This is a genomic window from Geodermatophilus sp. SYSU D00815 (assembly GCF_054050035.1).
This window is the reverse complement of record NZ_JBJGYO010000020.1, coordinates 17,327-38,646: the sequence shown is the minus strand read 5'-3', so window position 1 is coordinate 38,646 and position 21,320 is coordinate 17,327. Positions and strand designations below refer to the sequence as shown.

The 21,320-nt window shown below is 75.5% G+C and carries 18 protein-coding genes; 3 read left to right on the top strand and 15 right to left on the bottom strand.

Annotated features, from left to right (window positions below; genetic code table 11):
- Nucleotides 1–60 precede the first annotated feature (60 nt).
- Entirely contained in the window at nt 61–1,680 is a 1,620-nt protein-coding gene (locus ACI78S_RS18735; RefSeq protein ID WP_456976101.1) for an FAD-dependent monooxygenase, read from the bottom strand.
- Nucleotides 1,681–1,899: 219 nt separating this feature from the next.
- On the opposite strand from ACI78S_RS18735, the gene ACI78S_RS18730 reads away from it, so the two are divergent.
- Nucleotides 1,900–3,096, top strand: a complete 1,197-nt coding sequence (locus tag ACI78S_RS18730) for an NAD(P)-dependent malic enzyme (protein WP_456976099.1) — start codon at nt 1,900–1,902, stop codon at nt 3,094–3,096.
- On the opposite strand, the gene ACI78S_RS18725 is transcribed toward ACI78S_RS18730, so the two are convergent.
- From ACI78S_RS18725 to ppk2, 14 genes are all read right to left on the bottom strand, one after another.
- Nucleotides 3,086–4,138 (bottom strand): acyltransferase family protein, encoded by a 1,053-nt coding sequence (locus tag ACI78S_RS18725; protein ID WP_456976097.1) that lies wholly within the window; start codon nt 4,136–4,138, stop codon nt 3,086–3,088. The two genes, ACI78S_RS18730 and ACI78S_RS18725, sit on opposite strands and share 11 nt — an antisense overlap.
- Complete coding sequence (locus ACI78S_RS18720) at nt 4,135–4,983, bottom strand: alpha/beta hydrolase (RefSeq protein WP_456976095.1); 849 nt, start codon at nt 4,981–4,983, stop codon at nt 4,135–4,137. The genes ACI78S_RS18725 and ACI78S_RS18720 overlap by 4 nt, the downstream gene beginning before the upstream one ends.
- Nucleotides 4,984–5,046: 63 nt before the next feature.
- Nucleotides 5,047–5,742 carry a response regulator gene (locus ACI78S_RS18715; RefSeq protein ID WP_456976093.1) on the bottom strand — a complete coding sequence of 232 codons (696 nt, stop codon included), beginning with the start codon at nt 5,740–5,742 and terminating at the stop codon, nt 5,047–5,049.
- Entirely contained in the window at nt 5,739–6,962 is a 1,224-nt protein-coding gene (locus tag ACI78S_RS18710; protein ID WP_456976091.1) for a sensor histidine kinase, read from the bottom strand. The genes ACI78S_RS18715 and ACI78S_RS18710 overlap by 4 nt, the downstream gene beginning before the upstream one ends.
- Nucleotides 6,959–8,398 (bottom strand): pyridoxal phosphate-dependent decarboxylase family protein, encoded by a 1,440-nt coding sequence (locus tag ACI78S_RS18705; protein WP_456976089.1) that lies wholly within the window; start codon nt 8,396–8,398, stop codon nt 6,959–6,961. The genes ACI78S_RS18710 and ACI78S_RS18705 overlap by 4 nt, the downstream gene beginning before the upstream one ends.
- A complete protein-coding gene (locus tag ACI78S_RS18700; protein WP_456976087.1) occupies nt 8,388–9,716 on the bottom strand; it encodes an MFS transporter in 1,329 nt (442 codons plus the stop codon). The genes ACI78S_RS18705 and ACI78S_RS18700 overlap by 11 nt, the downstream gene beginning before the upstream one ends.
- 28 nt (nt 9,717–9,744) lie before the next feature.
- On the bottom strand, nt 9,745–10,926 hold the full coding sequence (locus tag ACI78S_RS18695) for an RtcB family protein (RefSeq protein ID WP_456976085.1): 1,182 nt from the start codon (nt 10,924–10,926) through the stop codon (nt 9,745–9,747).
- Nucleotides 10,927–11,042: 116 nt separating this feature from the next.
- Complete coding sequence (locus ACI78S_RS18690; RefSeq protein WP_456976083.1) at nt 11,043–11,756, bottom strand: metal-dependent hydrolase; 714 nt, start codon at nt 11,754–11,756, stop codon at nt 11,043–11,045.
- A 108-nt stretch (nt 11,757–11,864) separates the two neighbouring features.
- Entirely contained in the window at nt 11,865–12,047 is a 183-nt protein-coding gene (locus ACI78S_RS18685) for a DUF6104 family protein (protein WP_456976081.1), read from the bottom strand.
- Nucleotide 12,048: 1 nt separating this feature from the next.
- Entirely contained in the window at nt 12,049–15,894 is a 3,846-nt protein-coding gene (locus ACI78S_RS18680) for a multifunctional oxoglutarate decarboxylase/oxoglutarate dehydrogenase thiamine pyrophosphate-binding subunit/dihydrolipoyllysine-residue succinyltransferase subunit (protein WP_456976079.1), read from the bottom strand.
- A gap of 124 nt (nt 15,895–16,018) precedes the next feature.
- Nucleotides 16,019–16,828, bottom strand: coding sequence for an ankyrin repeat domain-containing protein (locus ACI78S_RS18675; protein WP_456976077.1), 810 nt, complete (start codon nt 16,826–16,828; stop codon nt 16,019–16,021).
- Nucleotides 16,829–16,890: 62 nt separating this feature from the next.
- On the bottom strand, nt 16,891–17,655 hold the full coding sequence (locus ACI78S_RS18670) for an ABC transporter permease (RefSeq protein WP_456976075.1): 765 nt from the start codon (nt 17,653–17,655) through the stop codon (nt 16,891–16,893).
- The gene (locus tag ACI78S_RS18665; protein WP_456976073.1) at nt 17,652–18,602 is read right to left on the bottom strand and encodes an ABC transporter ATP-binding protein; all 951 of its coding nucleotides are present in this window, start codon (nt 18,600–18,602) and stop codon (nt 17,652–17,654) included. Before ACI78S_RS18665 ends, ACI78S_RS18670 begins: the two co-directional genes overlap by 4 nt.
- A gap of 164 nt (nt 18,603–18,766) precedes the next feature.
- Nucleotides 18,767–19,597 (bottom strand): polyphosphate kinase 2, encoded by an 831-nt coding sequence (gene ppk2 / locus ACI78S_RS18660; RefSeq protein WP_456976071.1) that lies wholly within the window; start codon nt 19,595–19,597, stop codon nt 18,767–18,769.
- A gap of 160 nt (nt 19,598–19,757) precedes the next feature.
- Between ppk2 and ACI78S_RS18655 the strand changes: the two genes are divergently transcribed.
- Nucleotides 19,758–20,219, top strand: coding sequence for a universal stress protein (locus tag ACI78S_RS18655; protein WP_456976069.1), 462 nt, complete (start codon nt 19,758–19,760; stop codon nt 20,217–20,219).
- 17 nt (nt 20,220–20,236) lie between these two features.
- Nucleotides 20,237–21,313 carry an adenylate/guanylate cyclase domain-containing protein gene (locus ACI78S_RS18650; protein WP_456976067.1) on the top strand — a complete coding sequence of 359 codons (1,077 nt, stop codon included), beginning with the start codon at nt 20,237–20,239 and terminating at the stop codon, nt 21,311–21,313.
- Nucleotides 21,314–21,320 lie beyond the last annotated feature (7 nt).

Genomic DNA, 21,320 nt, shown 5'->3' with positions numbered 1-21,320 from the left:
CGACCTCCGGTGCCTCGGGGCCCCGGCAGGCCCGGGACTCCCGCCGGCGTGACGCGGGGGTCAGCGGCAGAGCAGCCGGCGCACGGCGTCGGTCAGCACCGTCCGCGGGTCCGCCGCCGCCCGGCGGGCGCGCCAGCCGACCACGCCGTCGGGGCGGACGAGGACCGCTCCCTCGTCGCCGGTCCCGTACGACCGGGGGAAGGAGCCGTCCCGGTCCACGACCGGGCCGTCGGGTGCCAGGCGGTGGGCCCGGAGCGGCGCCGCCGACGTCTCCGCGACCGCGGTGGCCGCGTCCGCCCAGGCCTGCCCGCCCGGGCCGGTGAGCAGCGTGAGGTGGGGACCGAAGAGGTCGAGCACCGACGCCGGGGCGCCGTCGGCCTCGACCCACAGGTGCGGAGCCCGGACGCCGGGTCGTCCCGACGGCTGGCGCGGATCGGCGACGACGGCTCCGTCGTCCGCCGCCTCGTCCGGGACCACGGCCGCCGACCGGTGCACCGGTCCGAGCTCGATGGACGGGTCGTCGAGGGGAGCGGCGAGGCCGTCGCGCGGCAGCGACGGGTCGACCCGCAGCGCGTACCGCGTGTATGCCTGCTCCACGACCATGTCGGCGATCGGTCGGCGCTCGGCGTCGTAGGTCTCCAGCAGGCCCGGCCCCGCGACCCCCTGGGAGACCAGGGCGAGCTTCCAAGCCAGGTTGTGCGCGTCGGCCACGCCGGTGTTGCCGCCGAAGCCGCCGGTCGGCGGCATGACGTGGGCGGCGTCACCGGCGAGGAACACCCGCCGGTCGGCGAACCGGGCGGCATGGGCGGCCGCCGCGGTCCAGCGCTGGACGTTCTCGACCGCCACGTCGACGTCCGGCCGGCCCAGGGCCTTGCGCACGAACTGCACGCAGCGGGCGGTGTCGAGATCGTCGGCGACGTGCGTGTCCCGCGACCCGTCCGGGTTGCGCGTGGAGAACACCGCGAGGAACCCGGAGTCACCGGTGATCGAGAAGCGGAAGAAGCCGAGCAGCTCCGGGTGGTTCACGTAGACGACGCTGAGGTTCCGGTCGCCGATCAGGTCGCGGACGTCGGCCCGGAAGTAGATCGTGACGCACTCGGCGAACGCCCCCCGGCCGTCCATCCCGATGCCGAGGCGGTCCCGGACCCCGCTGTGGGTGCCGTCCGCGGCCACCAGGTACTGGGAGCGCACCGTCTCCTCGCGACCGGCGTCGCGGTCGCGGATCACCGACGTCACGCCGTCCTCGTCCTGCTCGAAGCCGACCAGCTCCGTGCCGAAGCGGTGCTCGGCCCCCTGGTCCCGCGCGCGGTCCCGCAGCAGCGGCTCCAGCCCGATCTGCGTGATGAACAGCCGCGAGGTCGGGCTGAGCTGCTCGACACCCTCGTTGAAGTGGCGGAAGAAGAACGTCATGTCCGGGCTGGCGAGGCTCTCGACCGAGACGATGGCCCCGTTCTGCTGGAACTCCTTCTCCGCCGCTGCCTCGACCGTCTCCTGCAGCCCCACGCTGCGGAAGGTCTCCATCGTGCGCTGGTGGAAGGAGGCGGCCCGCGGGTGGACCGCCGTCCCGCGGTGGCGCTCGACCAGCAGGTGCGGCACCGCCTGCGCGGACAGCAGGAGCGACGTGGTCAGCCCCACGAGGCTCCCGCCGACGACCAGCACCGGTACCTGCACGACAGCCACGACGGCCACCTCCTGGACCCGCAGGGACGACGCGCCGCGGCAGCGCCGGACAGGTGTCCGCATCGCGGTCGGTCGGCTGGGCTCACCCTGTCCCGAGGCCGGACGGTGTGTCAAGGGTCACGGCAGCCGCCGGACGGCGGCGTGCCGGGGAGCGGCGTGCGGCGACGACCCGGAGCCCCGTGGGTGAGGCGGACGGCACCGGATTAGGCTCCCCGTTCCATGGGTGAGCAGCACGGAGGCACCGGTGCGGACGGGTCCGACCGCTTCGCCGACGACCCGGCGTTCGCGGTGCACGAGGGCGGCAAGCTGCAGGTACGCCCCACCCGCTCCATCGACTCCATCGCCGACCTCGCGCTGACCTACACCCCCGGCGTCGCCCGCGTCTCCAGCGCCATCGCCGCCGAGCCGGCCCTGGCGCGCCGGTTCACCTGGGCCCCGCGCGTGGTCGCCGTGGTCTCCGACGGCACCGCCGTCCTCGGCCTGGGCGACATCGGTCCGGCCGCGTCGCTGCCGGTGATGGAGGGCAAGGCCTGCCTGTTCAGCGAGTTCGCCGGGCTCTCCGCCGTCCCGGTGGTGCTGGCCACCACCGACGTCGACGAGATCGTCGAGACGGTCGCGACGATCGCGCCGTCCTTCGGCGGGATCAACCTCGAGGACATCAGCGCGCCGCGCTGCTTCGAGATCGAGGACCGGCTGCGCGAGCGGCTGGACATCCCGGTCATGCACGACGACCAGCACGGGACGGCGATCGTCGTCCTGGCCGCCCTGCGCAACGCCGCCGAGGTCGTCGGGCGGGAGATCGGCGACCTGCGGGTGGTCGTGGCCGGCGCCGGAGCGGCCGGGGTGGCCTGCACGAAGATCCTGCTCGGGGCCGGGATCGGGGACATCTCGGTGGCCGACTCCAAGGGCGTCCTGCACGCCGGGCGCGAGGACCTCACCCCGGTCAAGCGGTGGCTGGTCGAGAACACCAACCGCGCCGGGTACGCGGGCACGATGGTCGACGCGCTCGCGGGCGCCGACGTCTACCTGGGGCTGTCCGGCGGGTCGGTGCCGGAGTCGGCGATCGCCTCGATGGCGCCGAACTGCATCGTGTTCTCGCTGGCCAACCCGATCCCCGAGGTCGACCCGGAGATGGCGGCGAGGTACGCCGCCGTCGTCGCCACCGGGCGCAGCGACCTGCCGAACCAGATCAACAACGTGCTGGCCTTCCCCGGCGTCTTCCGCGGGGCCATCGACGCCGGCGCCACGGCCATCACCGAGGAGATGAAGCTGGCCGCGGCCGCGGCGATCGCCGGCGTCGTGGGCGAGGACCTGCGGCCCGACCACGTGGTGCCCAGCCCGCTCGACCGCCGGGTGGCCGCCGCGGTGGCCGAGGCGGTCGCCGGCTGCGCCCGCGAGAGCGGGGTCACCGCCTGACGCGCAGCGGAGTGCCACGGCGCGGAAAGCGCGCCCGTGGCACTCCGCACGCGCGCGCCAGGACGACGGCGAGGGGCAGCAGCCACAGCGCGCGCGCCAGCAGCCACCCCGCGTCGTCCGGGGCACCGTGCAGCCCGGGCAGCGGACCCAGCGGCAGGGTGACCAGCCACAGCGCGACGAGCACCGGCTGGTGCAGCAGGAAGACCGGCAGCGCCGCCCGGTTGGCCGCGCGCACCAGCGGTCGCTCCCCGGCCCGCGCCAGCAGGGGCGCGGCCAGCCCGGCGAGGCCGGCCTGCGCGAGGGCGAGGCACACCGTCGCCGCCGACGGCGGGGCGAGGTTGGACCCGGCCGTCCCCGGGACCCCCACCGCGGCCGACGGGAACCCGGCGAGCCCCACCAGCAGCACCACCCCGGCGACGCCGCCCACCGCCAGGCCCGCCGCGGCGGCGCGGGGGAGCGGCCGGCGGGCCGTGGCGATCCCGAGCTGCCACGGCACCCACCACGCGGCGACCACGAGCGGGGGAGCGACGACGGCGAGGACGACGGGCAGGACGACGGCCCGGGCGCCGAACCGCCGGTCCAGCGCCACCAGCACCGGCGTCGCGGCCAGCAGGGCCAGGTGCACCCCGAGGAACCACAGCGGGCTCAGCGACAGGGTGACCACCCGCCGCACCAGGCTCTGCGGCGCCCCGCCGAGGGCCAGCGCGGCCGCGACGCAGGCCACCGCGCCGGTCAGCGCGGCGACCGGCGCGACCAGCCGGCGCACCCGACCGGTCCACCACCCCTTCCCGGTCGCGGCCGACCAGCTGCGCGCGGCGCCGAAGCCCGCGACGAGGAAGAACAGCCCCAGCGTCTGCAGCAGCCAGCTGACCGGCGCCAGCTCCGGCATGGCGCGCAGCGGGCTGTCCAGCCGCACGGCGCCGTCGGTGGGCCGCGGTGCGATCGGCGCCGTCACCAGCCAGTGACCCACCACCACGCCGGTGATCGCGATCGCCCGCAGGGCGTCCACGGCGGGATCGCGGCCGGCGGCGGGGGCGGTCACGCGGCGCCCCGGTCCCCGGTCGCGACCGCGGCGACGGCGGCCAGGGCGGCCGAGCCGGGCCGGAAGTAGCCGTCGTGCCCGCGCGCGCCGCCGGTGGGCAGCCGGCGGGCGCCGAAACCCGGATCGGCGGGGTCGGCGCCGTGGCCGAGGTCGCCGACCCGGACGGCCGGCACGCGCCCGATCCAGTCGTCGGGCGCCCGCGCCGCCCACACCCGCGCCTGCGTGCCCAGCTCCGCCGCGGTGCCCGCCCGCGCGCCGGGGCTGCCGAGGAGGACCAGGTCGTCGGCGGCGAGGTCGTCGGCCGCCAGCGCCACGACCACCGCCCCGTAGCTGTGCCCGACGACGGTGACGTGCCCGGCGGCGTCCAGGTCGTCGACGAAGCGGACGAGCGCCGCCGCCCCCGCCCGGGCCAGCCGGCCAGAGGCGGCGTCGACGCCGAGCCCGCGCGGCGTCGGGTAGCCCACCCACAGGACGACGGCGAGCCCGGGGCCGCCCGCCGCGGCCAGCGCCTGCGCCCAGCCGAACGGACGGCGCTGCGGCCGCCGGGCGTCGGCGAGCGTGGCCAGGTCGATGTCGGACCCGGGCACCAGGACCGCGACGTGCGCGGCGGTGGCCGGGTCGCCCAGCGCCACGACGGCCAGCCCCCGCCCGGCCGGGTCGCAGCCGAGCACCCGCACCGGGCCGCCGCCGTCCGGGGCGAGGCGGTCGGTCAGGGCGGCGGCGCACCCGGCGTCGCGGACCACCGGCGGCGGCACGGCCGCCTCGGCAGGCGGCGCCACGACCCCGACGGTGAGCGTGACCAGCGCGCTGACCAGCACCGGCGCGCGCCGAGGGGAGGTGATCACGCCGCCCGACGCTAGGCACGGACGGCGCCCGGGTCGTCACACCGGGGAGCCGTCCTGCACGTGCTACCCCGGTACCTCCCCGCCGGGCGTGACCAGCCCCGTCTCGTACGCCAGGACGACGGCCTGGGCGCGGTCCCGCAGCGCCAGCTTGGCGAACACCCGGCTGACGTGGGTCTTCACCGTCTGCTCGGCCACCACCAGGTGCGCGGCGATCTCCGTGTTCGACAGGCCGCGGGCGACCAGGCGCAGCACCTCGGCCTCCCGGTCGGTCAGCCCGGCCAGCCGCTCGGGCCGGCCCGGCGGCGGCACCACGGCCCGGCGCGCGGCGACGAAGTCGGCGATCAGCCGGCGGGTGACCGCGGGGGTGATCAGCGCGTCGCCGGCGGCCGCGACCCGCACGGCCTGCAGCAGCTCGGCCGCGGGCGCGTGCTTGAGCAGGAAACCGCTCGCCCCGGCCCGCAGCGCGTCGTACACGTAGTCGTCGAGGTCGAAGGTGGTGAGCACGACCACCCTGGGCCCGGGCGCGCCGTCGGCGAGCAGCGTCCGGGTGGCCTCCAGCCCGTCGAGCACCGGCATGCGGATGTCCATGAGCACGACGTCGGGGCCGGTCCCCGCGGCGGTCAGCTCGGCGACGCGGCGCAGCGCCTCCGCGCCGTCCCCGGCGGTGCCGACGACGTCGATGTCGGGCTGGGCGGCGAGCAGCGCGGCCAGCCCCTCGCGCACCATCTCCTGGTCGTCGACCATGAGCACCCGGATCACGCGGTCGCCTCCCCGTCGAGCGGCAGCTCGGCCACCACGGCGAACCCGCCGTCGCCGGTCGGCCCGGCCTCGAGGGTCCCGCCGTGCAGCTCGGCCCGCTCCCGCATGCCCAGCAGCCCCACGCCGGCCCCCGGCGTCCCGGGCGCGCGGCCCGGTCCGTTGGCCACGCGCAGCCGCAGCGCGCCGTCGTGCGGGCACAGCTCCACCCGGACGGCGGCGCCCGGGGCGTGCCGGACGGCGTTGGCCAGCGCCTGCTGCGCGATCCGGTACGCAGACAGGCCCACGCCGGCGGGCACCGGCACCGGCTCGATCTCGGCCGACACCTCGACACCGGCGGCCCGCGTCTCCTCGACCAGCCCGGTGAGGCCGTCCAGCCCGGGCTGCGGGGCGCGCGCGGCCTGCTGGTCGTCGGCGCGGAGCACCCCGAGCAGCTGCTGGAGGTCGGTGAGCGCGCGGCGGGCGGTGCCGGCCAGCTCCGCCAGCTCGGCGCCGGCGGCGGGCGGCAGCCCGGGCAGCCGGTAGGGCGCCGTCTCGCAGCGCACCGCGATCAGCGAGAGCTCGTGGGCCAGGACGTCGTGCATCTCCCGCGCGATGCGGGCGCGCTCGGCGAGGGCGCCGCGCTCGGCCTGCGCCGCCGCCGTCCGCGCCTGCTCCTCGGCCAGCGCCCGGCGGGCGTCCCACCGGGCGCCGAGGCTGGCGCCGACGACGACCGGGACCAGCGCGCCGAGCACCGAGTACACGACGGTGTCGGTCCCTCCCGGCCACGCCAGGGCCGGAGAGAGGACGACCGGCGCCAGCGCCGAGACGACGGCGAGCGCCACGGTGTCGCGGCGGGGCAGCACCCACGCGGCGGCGAAGAGCACCGGCGCCCACAGGAACCACTGCCACGGCTCGAGGAGCACGTCCCAGCGGTCGGGCCGCTCGAGGACGAACGGGACGACCAGCCACGCCGCGGTCACGACCCGCCAGGCGGGGAGCGGCCGCCAGACGGCGAGCAGGACGGCGACGGCCTCCGGGAGCATGATCAGGAACGCCAGGCCGCCGTTCATCCGGCCGACGTCGTTGATCCGGCCGGACGCGGCCGCGACGACGATGACCGCGTACAGCACCACGACGGCCACCAGCAGCCGGCGCAGCCGCCGCCCGAGCAGCAGCCACGGCGGCCGGCCCACGTCCGGGCGGCCCGCCAGCACCGCGGCGACGACCCGCAGGGCGGTCATCGTCGATCGGGCCGGTAGACCAGGTCGAGGACGCCGGCCAGCAGCCGCTCGGCGACCGGGCGGGGGAGCGCGGCGACCAGCGCGTGCACCGGCGCCATGCGCTCGGGCAGCCGTCCGCCGCCGACGCCGGCCACCTCCAGCAGGGCGTCGACCTCGGCGACGGTCAGCGCCGCGGGGTCGATCGTGGCGGCCGCGGCCACCAGGTCGGGGTCGGCCACCGGCGCGGGCAGGGCCGCGGCGGCCTTGGCGGCGTCGGCGAGGTCGGCGAGCAGGGCGTCGACCCGGCCGGCGGTCGCGCCGGTGACCGTGAGGTGCAGCGTCGCGGGCAGGTCGCCGCCGCCGGGCTGGGCGAACGGCGGTTGGGGTTGGAGCAGCCAGCCGCGGGCGGTCATCTCGTCGGCGAGGTTGAGCACGTCCACCCCGTCGGGCCCGTCCTGCGCCACCGCGACGAGGGTGGCGACCGGGCTGCCCACCACCCGCAGCCCGTCGATGCCGGCGACGCCCCCGGCCAGCGCCGTCGTCGCGGCGCGGGTGTCGCGGGCCAGCCGCCGGTAGCCGTCGTCGCCGAGGTACCGGTGCACGGCCCAGGCGGCGGCCATGGGACCGGCGGGCCGGGTGCCGGCCAGCGTCGGGTTGACCACCGGGTAGCCCGGCCAGCCCGCGGTGGAGAACCAGTGGTGCTGCCGCAGCTCGGGCTCGGCGGTGAGCAGCACCGAGACGCCCTTGGGCGCGTAGCCGTACTTGTGCAGGTCGACCGAGAGCGAGCTCACCCCGGGGACGGCGAGGTCGAACGGCTCGGGCACGTCGTCGAGGAACGGCAGCACCCAGCCGCCGATGCACGCGTCGACGTGGCACGGGACGCCGGCGGCGGCCGCCAGCGCGGCGATCGCGCCGACCGGGTCGAGCACGCCGTGCGGGTACGACGGCGCGCTGGCCACGACCAGCGCCGTCCGCTCGTCGAGCGCGGCGCGGACGGCGGCGGGCTCGGCCCGGCAGGTGACCGGGTCGACCGCGACGTCGACGACCTCGAGGCCGAACAGGTGCGCGGCCTTGCGGAAGGCGGCGTGCGCGGTGACCGGCAGCAGCAGGGTGGGGGTCCCGGCGCCGCCGCGCGAGCGCCACCGCTCCCGGGCGGCGAGCACCGCCAGCAGGCAGCTCTCGGTGCCGCCGGAGGTGAGCGTGCCGACGGCGCCCGGCGGGCCGTGCAGGAGGTCGAGCGCGGCGCCGACCAGGTCGTCCTCGATGCGGGCGACGCTGGGGAAGGCGGTCGGGTCGAGGGCGTTCGTCCACAGGAACGCCGCCTGCGCCGCGGCGGCGAGGTCGTCGAGCCCGGCCAGGCCGGAGTCGTAGACGTAGGCCATCGTCGCCCCGCCGTGCGTCGGGACGTCACCGGCCTGCAGCGCGGTGAGCTCGGCGAGCACGTCGTCAGGCGTCACGGGGGGCCTCCAGTCGGTAGCGGGCGAACACCGGCACGGCGGCCAGCACGATGACGGCCGGGAGCACGCTGAACCCGAACCGGACGGCGGTGACCGCGGCGGAGCCCTGCGCCACGTCGTCCCCGGTGGAGGAGACGTAGCCGGCGGCGCCGAGCAGCAGGCCGAGCAGCCCGGGCCCGACGGCGAGGCCGAGGGTCTCGGCGGCGGTCCAGACGCCGGTGAACACACCGGCCCGGCGCTGCCCGGAGGCGGCCTCGTCGGCGGCGATCACGTCGGGCAGCATCGCCAGCGGGAACATCTGCATGCCCGCGTAGCCGATGCCGACGAGCACCACCAGCGGCAGCACCGCGCCGGTGCCGCCCTCGTCGCCGACGGCCAGGGCCGCGGCGCCCAGGGCGAACAGCACCGAGGACATGAGCAGCCCGGCCCGCTTGCCGAGCCGCCGGCTGACCCGCAGCCACAGCGGCATGACCAGGATCGCCGGGCCGACCAGCGCCGCGAACAGCAGCGTGCCGGCGCCCTCGTCGCCGAGCACGTGCTGCGCGTAGTAGGGGACGCCGGCGAGCATCACGCCGATGCCCAGTGCCTGCACCACGAAGCCGACCAGCAGCACCCGGAACGGCCGCGAGCGCCAGGCCAGCCGCAGCGTCGTCCCCAGCCGGCCCTCGCTGCGGACCCGGGTGAGCGTCGGGGCGTCGCGGGTGCCCCAGACCGCGCCGAGCATGCCGAGCGCCAGCAGGACGGCGACGAACGCGGACATGGCCAGGTAGCCGCCCCGGTCGCCGCCGGCCGCGTCGACCACCGCGGGCGCGCCCGCCCCGGCCAGCAGGATGCCGACGGCCAGCGCGGCCACCCGCCACGACATCAGCGTGGACCGCTCGCCGGGGTCGTCGGTGATCTCGGCGGGCTGGGCGACGTAGGGCACCTGGAAGCAGCCGTAGGCGGTGGCGGCGAGCAGGAACGTGACCGCCACCCAGGCCGCCGCCACGCCGGGGGACCCACCGGGCCCGGCGAACACCAGCACGAACAGCGGCGGGAGGGTGAGCCCGCCGGCCAGCATCCACGGCCGCCGCGGGCCCCACCGGCTCTCGGTGCGGTCGGAGCGGCTGCCGATCCACGGGTTGAGCAGCACGTCCCAGGCCTTGGGCGCGAAGACGACGGCGCCGGCCACGCCGGCGGCCACCCCGAGGACGTCGGTCAGGTAGAAGAGCAGCAGCAGCCCCGGCACCGTGCCGAACGCCGCCGTCCCGATCGAGCCCAGCGCGTAGCCGACGTGCGTGCCCCGGCCGAGCCGCGCGGGGGAGGAGACGGCGGTCACGGCCGGAACCGTAACCGCTGGTGAGGGCCTAGTCGCCCTTGACGTTCACCAACTGACGCAGGGTGTGCCGGATCTCCACCAGCTCCTCCGCGTCCGCCATGACGACGTCGATGCTCTTGTAGGCGGCGGGGATCTCGTCGAGGAAGACGTCGCTGTGCCGCCACTCGATGCCCGCCATGGCGGCGTCCAGCTGTGCCCGCGTGAACGTCCGCCGGGCCGCGCCGCGCGAGTACGCCCGGCCCGCGCCGTGCGGCGCCGACTCCAGCGCCAGCGGGTTGCCCAGGCCGGTGGTCACGTAGCTCGCCGTCCCCATCGAGCCCGGGATGAGCCCCTCCTGGCCGCGCCGCGCCTGGATGGCGCCCTTGCGCGAGACCCACAGGTCGACGCCGTCGTGCGTCTCGCGCTGGGTGAAGTTGTGGTGGGCGTTGATCCGCTCGAGCTCGGGCACCTCGTCGGCCCGCATGTGCCGGGCCAGGCAGCCGGCGACCCGGTCCATCATCTCCTCGCGGTTGAGCAGGGCGAAGTGCTGCGCCCACCGCAGCTCGGCGATGTAGCGGTCGAACTCCGCCGTCCCCTCCTCGAGCCAGGCGAGGTCGCGGTCGGGCAGGTCGAGCCGCTCGCGGCGGGCGCGCTCCGCGGCGATCGCGATGTGCCGGGAGGCGATCTTGTTGCCGACGCCGCGGCTGCCCGAGTGCAGGAACAGCCACACCCGCTGCCGCTCGTCGGCGGTGACCTCGATGAAGTGGTTGCCCGAGCCGAGGCTGCCCAGCTGCAGCGGCCAGTTCGGCGCGGTCGCGGTCACCGAGCCCAGGACGCCGAGCTCCTCGCCGTGGCGCTCGAGCTCGGCCACGCGCGCCTTCGCCGTCTCGGTGAGCCGCTTGTTGTACCTGCCGGCCGAGAGCGGCACGGCCCGCTCGATGTCCCCGCGCAGCGGCGCCAGCGGGCCGCGGCCGCGGACCTCGTCGACCGACCACGGCGTGCGGACGGCGATCATGCCGCAGCCGATGTCGACCCCGACGGCGGCCGGGATGATCGCGCCGCGGGTGGGCAGCACCGAGCCGACCGTGGCGCCCTTGCCCAGGTGCGCGTCGGGCATGAGGGCGACGTGCGGGTGCACGAACGGCAGCGAGGCGGTGCGCTCGGCCTGCACCCGGGTCTGCTCGTCGAGGATGCTCGCCCAGTTGAGGAGCTTCTCGGACAGCTGTTCCACGGCGTCGGGCTACCCGCTCGCGCTCCTCGCGGAAACGATCACGGGGTTCGGGACGCGACACCCCGACGTCGGCCGGCGTGTCGCGTCCCGGACCCCGTGATCGCGGGAGAAGGGGGCTAGAAGCTCTCGGTGATCCGTTCCACCACCGGGTCGACCGCGGCCGAGACGCCGGTGTTGAGGTACAGGAAGACGAGGGTCGCCACCAGGAACGCCGGGGCCAGCAGCACCTTCTCCACCGTGGCGCCGGTGCGCAGGTGGATCGGGGAGATCCGGCACTTGCGGACCACCCAGACCACCGGCACCGGGATGCCCTCGCGGGTGAGGAAGTCGCCCACGACGTGCGCCAGCACGCCGACCGCGACCGCGTAGGGCAGCCACGTCGGCGGCGGTGAGTGGTCGAGGAACAGCCACGCCCCGCCCCAGGAGATGACCAGGTTGCCGATCACCGTGTTCTCGGCGCGGCCGGGGATGACGAAGTGCAGCGCCCGCAGCGCCAGGCCGATCGCCAGCGCCAGCACCAGCAGGCTGGTGGGGAACGTCCGCGCCGCAGCCAGCGCGAGGAACCCGAACGCCAGCGGGGCCAGGACGGCGTCGTGCGTGCCCCAGCGGTGGCCGCCGGAGACCTTGTTGATCAGCGCCGCGGGCAGGTCGGTGATCGGCCCCCACATCCGCGAGATCGTCGTCCGCTGCTGGTCGAGGTCGGGCAGCATCGCGAACCCGCCGGCGGCGGCCACCCAGGCGCCCTGGGCCACGGCGCCGTGGACGGGGGCCCAGGGCAGGGTGGCCGCGCCCGCGGCGAGGCCGGAGAGGGCATGTGAGTGACCGAGCACGCACACAGAGTGCCGCTCACCTGCGCCGACGCGTCGAAGGCGCACCGAGCGGCCCCTCCGCAGGGTCCCGCCGCGAGCGTGCGAGCGGTGGGGGGCGGAGGGGTCCTTCTACTCGTCGACGTCGTCGGTGCCGCCGCGGGCCAGCCAGGTGGCCAGCCGCTCGATCGGGACCTCGAAGTCGGGGTGCTGGTCGACGAAGGCCTGGAGCTGGTCGGCCAGCCAGGCGAGGGAGACCTGCTCCTCGCCCCGCCGGTCGACCAGCTCCTCGAGCCCGCGATCGGTGAAGTACACGTCAGCCGGCGAAGGCGGACGCGACCAGCTCGCGCTGCTCGGCGTCGTGCACCTTGGCCGAGCCCACGGCCGGGCTCGCCGACGCCTTGCGGCTGACCCGGCGCAGGGTCCGCCCGCCCAGGTGCTCCGGCAGGTTGATCGCCATGAACTGCCAGGCGCCCATGTTGGCCGGCTCCTCCTGCACCCAGACCAGGTCCTGGGCGTTCGGGTACCGGTCGAGCTCGGCGCGGACCTGCTCGGCGGGCAGCGGGTAGAGCTGCTCGACCCGGACGATCGCGGTGTCGGCCAGGCCCTCGGCCTCGCGGTGGGCGCCGAGGTCGTAGGCGACCTTGCCGCTGCACAGCAGCACCCGGCGGACCGCCGACGGGTCGAGCGGCTCGCCGCCGACACCGGGGTCGCCCAGCACCGGGGAGAAGGTGCCCTCGGTGAAGTCGGCGACCTGGCTCACCGCCGCCTTCGCGCGCAGCAGGGACTTCGGCGTGAAGACGACCAGCGGCCGGTGCACGTCGGAGAGCGCCTGCCGGCGCAGCAGGTGGAAGTAGTTCGCCGGGGTCGTGCAGTTGGCGACCGTCATGTTGTTCTCGGCGCACAGCTGCAGGAACCGCTCGATGCGGCCGCTGGAGTGGTCGGGGCCCTGGCCCTCGAGGCCGTGCGGCAGCAGCAGGACGACGCCGGAGCGCTGCCCCCACTTGGCCTCGCCGGAGCTGATGAACTCGTCGATGACCATCTGGGCGCCGTCGACGAAGTCGCCGAACTGCGCCTCCCACAGCACCAGCGCCTTCGGGTTGGCCACCGAGTAGCCGTACTCGAAGCCCAGCGCGGCGTACTCCGACAGCAGCGAGTCGTAGACGAAGAACTTCGCCTGGTCCTCGGAGAGGTGCAGCAGCGGGGTGTAGTCCCGCGCCGTCTCGCGGTCGATGAGCACCGCGTGGCGCTGCACGAAGGTGCCGCGGCGGGAGTCCTGGCCGGCCAGCCGCACCGGGACGCCCTGCATGAGCAGCGAGCCGAACGCGATGAGCTCGCCCATCGCCCAGTCGACGTTGCCCTCGCTGGCCATGGCCGCGCGCCGCTCGAGCATCCGCTTGAGCTTGGGGTGGACGGTGAAGTCCTCGGGCAGCGAGACGTGCGCGTCGCCGATGGTCTTGAGGACCTCCGGGGTGACCGCCGTCCGCACCGTCGACTCCTGCGGCGTGCGGGGGTCCATGACCGGCTCCGGCTTGGCCGAGTCCTGCGCGTCGTGGGTCTCGGCGAAGGCGCGCTCGAGCTGGCCGCGGTAGTCCTTGAGCGCCTCCTCGGCCTCCTGCAGCGTGATGTCGCCGCGGCCGACCAGCGCCTCGGTGTACAGCTTCCGGACCGAGCGCTTGCGGTCGATGATGTCGTACATCAGGGGCTGGGTCATCGACGGGTCGTCGCCCTCGTTGTGCCCGCGGCGGCGGTAGCAGATGAGGTCGATGACGACGTCCTTGCGGAACGCCTGGCGGTAGTCGACCGCCAGCCGGGCCACCCGCACGCACGCCTCGGGGTCGTCGCCGTTCACGTGGAAGATCGGCGCGCCGATCATCCGCGCCACGTCGGTCGAGTACAGGCTCGACCGGGCGGCGGCCGGGCTGGTGGTGAACCCGACCTGGTTGTTGATGACGACGTGCACGGTGCCGCCGGTGCGGTAGCCGCGCAGCTGGGAGAGGTTCAGCGTCTCGGCGACGACGCCCTGGCCGGCGAACGCCGAGTCGCCGTGCAGCAGGACCGGCAGCACGGTGAAGCCGCTCTCGCCCTTGTCGAGGATGTCCTGCTTGGCGCGGGCGATGCCCTCGAGCACCGGGTTGACGGTCTCGAGGTGGCTGGGGTTGCTGGCCAGCGAGACGTCGATCGAGGCGTCGCGGAACGGGTTGCGGAAGGTGCCCTCGGCGCCGAGGTGGTACTTCACGTCGCCGGAGCCCTGCACGGTCGAGGGATCGATGTTGCCCTCGAACTCGCCGAAGATCTTCGAGTAGCTCTTGCCGAGCACGTTGGCCAGCACGTTGAGCCGGCCGCGGTGGGCCATGCCGATCGCGACCTCGTCGAGGTCGTAGTCGGTGCCGGCGATGAGCACCTCGTCGAGGATCGGGATGACCGACTCGCCGCCCTCGAGGCTGAACCGCTTCTGCCCGACGTACTTGGTCTGCAGGAAGGTCTCGAAGGCCTCGGCGGCGTTCAGCCGGCCGAGGATGTGCTTCTGCTTCTCACGGTCGGGCTGCTCGTGCTTGACCTCGATGCGCTTCTGCAGCCACTCGCGCTCCTCGGGGTCGGTGATGTGCATGTACTCCACGCCGACCGTGCGGCAGTAGGAGTTGCGCAGCACGCCGAGGATGTCGCGCAGGGCCATCGTGCGCTCGCCGGCGAAGCCGCCGACGGGGAAGTGCCGGTCGAGGTCCCACAGGGTCAGCCCGTGCTCGACGATGTCGAGGTCGGGGTGGGTGCGGACCTTGAACTCCAGCGGGTCGGTGTCGGCCATCAGGTGGCCGTTGCGCCGGTAGGCCTCGATGACCTCGATGACCCGGGCTTCCTTGTCGATCTGCCCCTCGTGGACGACCCGCTTGTCGGGCACCCAGCGCACCGGCTCGTAGGGGATGCGCAGCGAGCGGAAGACCTCGTCGTAGAAGCCGTCCTGGCCGAGCAGGAGCTGGTGGATCCGGCGCAGGAAGTCACCGGACTCGGCGCCCTGGATGATCCGGTGGTCGTAGGTCGAGGTCAGCGTGATGATCTTGCTGACGGCGAGCTCGGCCAGCGTCTCGGGGTTCATCCCCTGGAACTCGGCCGGGTACTCCATCGCGCCGACACCGATGATCGCGCCCTGGCCGGCGGTCAGCCGCGGCACCGAGTGGTTGGTGCCGATCGTGCCGGGGTTGGTCAGGCTGATCGTGGTGCCGGAGAAGTCCTCGACGGTGAGCTTGCCCGCGCGGGCCCGCCGGATGATGTCCTCGTACCCGCCCCAGAACTGGGCGAAGTCCATCGTCTCGGCGGCCTTGATGTTGGCGACGACGAGCGAGCGGGTGCCGTCGGCCTTGGGCAGGTCGATGGCCAGGCCGAAGTTGACGTGCTCGGGCTGCACCAGGGTGGGCTTGCCGTCGACCTCGGCGAAGGCGTTGTTCATGTTGGGGAAGTCCCGCAGCGCCCGGACCAGCGCGTAGCCGATCAGGTGCGTGAACGAGACCTTCCCGCCGCGCGAGCGCGCCAGGTGGTTGTTGATGACGATGCGGTTGTCGGCGAGCAGCTTCGCCGGCACCGCGCGCACGCTGGTCGCCGTCGGGACGGTCAGCGAGGCGTTCATGTTCTTCACGACGCTGGCCGCCGCACCGCGCAGCGGGGTGCGCTGGACGCCGGCGGCCTCGCTCCTGGCGGGCGCGGGCCGGGCGGCCGCCGGCTTCGGGGCCGGGGCGGCCGGCTGCTGCTGGGCGGTGCGCTCGGCGGCGCGGTTGACCACCGTGGCCTCGGTGCGCTCGGGCACCGCCGTGGCGCGCGGCGCGGGCTCCGCGGCGCCCGGGGCGGCCGCGGGACCGCTCTGCTGGGTGGCCGAACCCTGCGTCGCCGCCGCCGCGGGGGCGCTCTTCGACGTGGCCGGCGCGGCGGCCGCAGCGGCGGCCGGCGCGGGCGCCGGGCCGTTCGACGCCGCCGGGGCGGGCTGCTCGCGGTCCAGCCCGGAGGAGACCGGGCTGCCCGGCCGGTAGTCGGCGAAGAACTCGTGCCAGGCCTGGTCCACGCTGGACGGGTCGGCGAGGTACTGCTGGTACATCTCCTCGACCAGCCACTCGTTGGTGCCGAAACCCGCCACCGAGGAGGAGTTCGTGGAGGACGGCCGGGATGAGCTCACGCTTGACACGGGGTCGAGTGCCTTCTTCGTCTGTGGACGTCTTCTGACCGGGTGCCGACTCTACGCCGGAGACGTGCCCGTCACCGGCCCGGGACGGCCCCGGTGCGCCCCTGGGGCGGCTGGGTCAGTCGGTGGCGCCGTGCGCCACGAGCAGCTCCGCGAGGGCATCGCTCCGGGTCGCCCGGCGCGCGTCGGCGCTGCGGGAACGGGCCGCCGAGACCCGGCTGATGTCGAGGGCGCTGGCGCCGTCGTTGGTGGTGGCGTTGACGTCGGCGCCGGCGGCCAGCAGGACGCGCACGACCTCGGGCGCGTCGCCGGTGTCGCCGGCGGCCACGGCCGCGTGGATCGCGGTGCGGCCGCTCTCGGGGTCGCGGCGGTCGACGTCCGCGCCGGCGTCGAGCAGCATCCGGACCAGCTCCACGTGCGCCCGGCCGGCCGCCGCGTGCAGCGCGCCGCCGTCGGCGTCGGCGCCGCGGTCGAGCAGCAGCCGGGCGGTCCCCGCGGCGCCGCCGTGGGCGGCGAAGGACAGCAGGTCCACGCCGGTCACCGGGTCGGCGAGGTGGGCACCGGCGTCCAGCTCGCGGGTGAGCTCGTCGACGTCGTCGAGGAAGGCGGCGCTGGCGGCGTCGACGGGGGCGCCGAGCGCGCGCAGGACGGCGACCAGCTGCGGCGCGAACTCCAGGGCGACGTGCAGCGGCGTCCGGTCGTGCTCGGTGACGGCGTGCAGGTCGGCGCCGGCCGCCACCAGCTCGCGGACGATCTCCTCCCGACCCTCGGCCACGGCCACGTGCAGCGGGGTCCAGCCGCTGTGCCCGGCCCGCTCGACCGTGCGCGAGAGCAGCCGCGGGTCGTCGCCGACGGCGGTGCGGACCGCCTCGGCGTCGCCGTCGGCGATCAGCCGGACCAGGCGCTGGGCCGTCATGCGGGTGGTCATGCGCGATCGCCCCGTTCCGGGTCGTCGGTGCTCGGGCGCGGCCGACCCCCGCGGGACGACACCTACACGACGTCGCGCCGGACGGCGAGGAACGTTCCCAGGACGGCCGCCACCAGACCGTAGCCGAGCAGCAGCAGGCCGCCCTGCCAGGGCTCCAGGAGGTCCGGCGCCTGGAAGTCGGAGGTCACGGCCTGCACCGCGCCGCCGGGCAGCCACTTGTAGGCGCCCTGGATGGCGCCGATCGAGGAGACGATCGGCTCGACGACGTACAGGTAGACCAGCGAGCCGACGATCGCGCCGACCTGGTTGCGCAGCAGCGCCCCGACGCCGACGCCGATGACGGTGAAGACCACCAGGACCAGCCCGGCCGCGGTGAGGGTCTGCAGGTTGTCACCGGCCAGGGACGGCGCGTCGCCCCGGGCGCCGGCGTAGAGCAGCACCACGAGCACGTTCACGGCGAGGACCAGCAGCGTGAACGGCACCGCGGCCAGCGCGTAGGCGAGCACCTTGGCCGCGACGACGCGGCCGCGGCGGGGCGTGGTGAGGAAGGTCGGCGTCGCCGTCCGGTGCCGGTACTCCTGCGTCATGCCGATGATGCCGAGGATCAGCAGCAGCACGCTGGCGTTGGCCGCGACCGAGAAGACGAGCTCCTCGTACTGCTCGGTGCCGACCGCGGGCAGCCCGGGCTGGCCGTTCTGCTCCACGCCGGCGAGCCCGGTGAACAGCGCGGCGAACCCGCCGGCCATCACGCAGGCGCCGATCAGCAGGCCGATCCAGACGCGGGTGGTGAACAGCTTGGTCCACTCGGCGCGCACCAGCCGCGTCATCGGGAGGTCTCCTGGGACGTCGTGGGGGTCGTCGTGGGTGTGGAGGCGGCGTACTGCTCCTGGCCGGCGGTGAGGCGGAAGTAGATCTCCTCGAGGCCGCTGCTCTCCGGGCGCAGCTCGTGCAGCTCGACGCCGGCGGTGAACGCCTGGTGGCCGACCGCGGCCGCGGGCAGCCCGGTCACGGTCAGCGTCGCGCCGTCGGCGGCGGTGACGGTGTGGCCGGCGGCGCGCAGCACGTCGGCCAACCGGTGCGCCTCGGGGCTGCGCACGAGCACGGTGCCGGCGCCGTCGGCGCCGGAGCGCAGCTCGGCGATGGAGCCCTCCCGGACCAGCCGGCCGGCGCCGATGATCACCACGCGGTCGGCAGTGTGCTCCATCTCCGACAGCAGGTGGCTGGAGACGAGCACGGTGCGGCCCTCGTCGTGCGCCATGTGCTGCAGGAAGCCGCGCAACCACTGGATGCCCTCGGGGTCCAGCCCGTTGGCCGGCTCGTCGAGGACGAGGACGGCGGGGTCGCCGAGCAGGGCGGTGGCCAGGGCGAGCCGCTGGCGCATGCCCAGCGAGTAGCCGCCGGCGCGCCGGTCGCCGGCGTCGGCGAGGCCCACCTGGTGCAGCGCCTCGTCGGCGCGCGACAGCGGCAGCCCGGCGGCGCGGCAGTAGACGCGCAGGTGGTTGCGGCCCGAGCGCGCGGGGTGGAAGGCGGTCTCGAGGACCGCGCCGACGGTGCGCGTCGGCTCGGGCAGCGCCGCGTACGGGACGCCGTCGAAGGTGGCCTGGCCGGAGTCGGGGGTCTCCAGCCCCAGGACCATGCGCAGCGTCGTCGTCTTGCCGGCCCCGTTGGGGCCGAGGAAGCCGGTGACCGAGCCCGGTTCGACGGAGAACGACAGGTCGTCGACGGCGCGGACGGTGCCGAACGTCTTCGTCAGCCCGCTGACCTCGACGCGCACGCGATCGGCGCGGGGGGCGGTGGCGCTGGAAATGGGGCTCTCCTCGGAATCGGTCCGGCTGGTCCGTGCCATCCAAGCGCACCGGGGGCCGGTTCCGGGGCAGCCCGGGCCGGCACCGTGTCCGCCGACGGCGAACCCTCGGGGAACGCCGGGGGAACGCCCCGTCAGGGGCAGACGTCCGGCACGAAGTGCTGGCTCGACCGGGGCGGCCGGACGTAGTCGTCGCGCACCGGCGGGCGGGGCGGCAGCACCGGCGGCTCGGGCGTCAGGTCCTCGTAGGGCACCTGGGTGAGCAGGTGGCTGATCACGTTGAGCCGGGCGCGCTTCTTGACCTCCGCCTCCACCACCCACCACGGCGCCTCGGGGATGTCGGTCGCGGCGAGCATCGCGTCCTTGGCCCGGGAGAAGTCGACCCACCGGTTGCGCGCCTCGAGGTCCATCGGGCTGAGCTTCCAGCGCTTGGTCGGGTCGTGCAGCCGTGCCTGGAAACGCCGCTCCTGCTCGGTGTCGCTGACCGAGAACCAGTACTTGATCAGCTGGATGCCGCTGCGCACGAGCATCCGCTCGAACTCCGGGCAGGACCGGAGGAACTCCCAGTACTCCTCGTCGGTGCAGAAGCCCATGACCCGCTCGACGCCGGCGCGGTTGTACCAGGAGCGGTCGAACAGGACCATCTCGCCGCGGGCGGGCAGGTGCGCCACGTAGCGCTGGAAGTACCACTGCCCCCGTTCCCGCTCGGTGGGGGCGGCGAGCGCGACGATGCGCGCGAACCGGGGGTTGAGCTGCTCGGTGATCCGCTGGATCGCCCCGCCCTTGCCGGCGGCGTCACGGCCCTCGAAGACCACGACCACCCGCAGCCCCTTCGCGCGGACGTACTCCTGCTGCTTGACCAGCTCCACCTGCAGCCGGGTCAGCTCCTGCTCGTAGTACTTCGTGCTGAGCCGAGCGGCCGGCCGCGGAGCCTCCTCCACCGACGCCTTCGGGTGAGCGGACATGGGCGGGAGCATGGTCCGGCCCCGGTCCGGCGACAACGGGTCCGGGCGTCCCCGCCACCGGCGCCCCGGCCGGTCGTCGCGCTGCGGGTCCTGCCCCGAGCGGGCGGGACGCCGTGACCCGTCCCACACGTGGTACCGCGCGTCACATATACTGCGTGCCGTGAGCGGCACCCCGTACCGGACCGTGGTCGTCGGCACCGACGGCTCCGAGTCCTCGCTGCGGGCGGTCGCGCGGGCCGGCGCCCTCGCCGGGACCTGCGGGGCCACCCTCGTCGTCGCCTGCGCCTACCTGCCCACCGACGCCGACGAGCGGGAGCTGTCGCGCGCGCAGGACGTGCTGGGCGACGAGGCCTACCAGGTCGTCGGCTCGCACCCGGCCGAGGACACCGTGCGCGCGGCGGGGGACCGCGCCCGCCAGGCCGGGGCCGGGGACGTGCGCACCGTCGCGGTGCTGGGCTCCCCGGTCGAGGCGCTGCTCGACGTGGTGCGGCGCGAGCAGGCCGACCTGCTCGTCGTCGGCAACAAGGGGCTCGACGGGATCAAGGGCCGGCTCCTCGGCTCGGTGCCGGCCGACGCCACGCGCCGCTCGGCGGTCGACGTGCTGGTCGTGCACACCACCTGAGAGGCACCATCCACCCCATGGACGATCCCGGGCCGGCCCCGGGGCCCGAGGCGCGCGAGGCGCTGGAGCGGCTGCTGCTCGGAGGCCCGCGCCGCTACACCCGGCGGCAGGTGGCCGAGCTGTCGGGCGTCCCGCTGGAGCGGACCCGGCGGCTGTGGCGCGCGCTCGGCTTCGCCGACTCGCCGGACGACGACCCCGCCTACAGCGACGCCGACGTCGCGGCGCTGGGCGTGCTGACGTCGCTGATCGACTCCGGCTTCGTGGGCCCCGAGACCGAGGCGACCATCGCCCGCGCGATGGGGCAGGCGCTGTCCCGGCTGGCCGACTGGCAGACCGACATGCTCGCCGACGTCCTGGCCGGCGCGGCCGGTCAGGAGGGGCGGGCGGCGACGCCCGAGGAGGCGGTCGAGGCGGCGCGCACGCTGCTGCCCCTGCTGCGGGACGTGCAGGACTACGTCTGGCGGCGGCACCTGGCCGCGAACGCCGACCGGCTGCTGGCGGCCGGCGCGGGCGGCGACCGGCGGGAGCTGGCGGTCGGCTTCGCCGACCTGGTCGGCTACACCTCGCGCAGCCGCGGTATGGGCGGGCGCGAGCTCGGCAGGATGGTCGAGGACTTCGAGAGCACCGCGGCCGAGGTCATCGCCCGGCACGGCGGCCGGGTGGTCAAGACGGTCGGCGACGGCGTGCTGTTCACCGCCTCCTCGGCGGTCGAGGCCGCCGACATCGGCCTCGACCTGCCCGAGCGGTGGGCCGCCCAGGACCGGCCGCCGCTGCGCGTGGGCGCGGCCTACGGGCCGGTGCTCACCCGGCTCGGCGACGTGTACTCGCCCGTGGTGAACCTGGCCAGCCGGCTCACCTCGATCGCCCACCCGCAGTCGGTGCTGGTCGACCGCGAGCTGGCCCGCCGGCTGCGCGGCCTGCCGGCCTACCGGGTGCGGCCGCTGCGCCGTGTGTCGGTGCGCGGCTACGAGCACCTGCAGCCCTGGCTGGTGCGCCGCCGCCCCGCCGACGGCGAGGACATGGCGCTGGAGGCGATGCTCGACGAGATGGCCGACGAGGTGCTGGGTCAGGAGGACGACGGAAACGGCGGGTGAGCCCGCC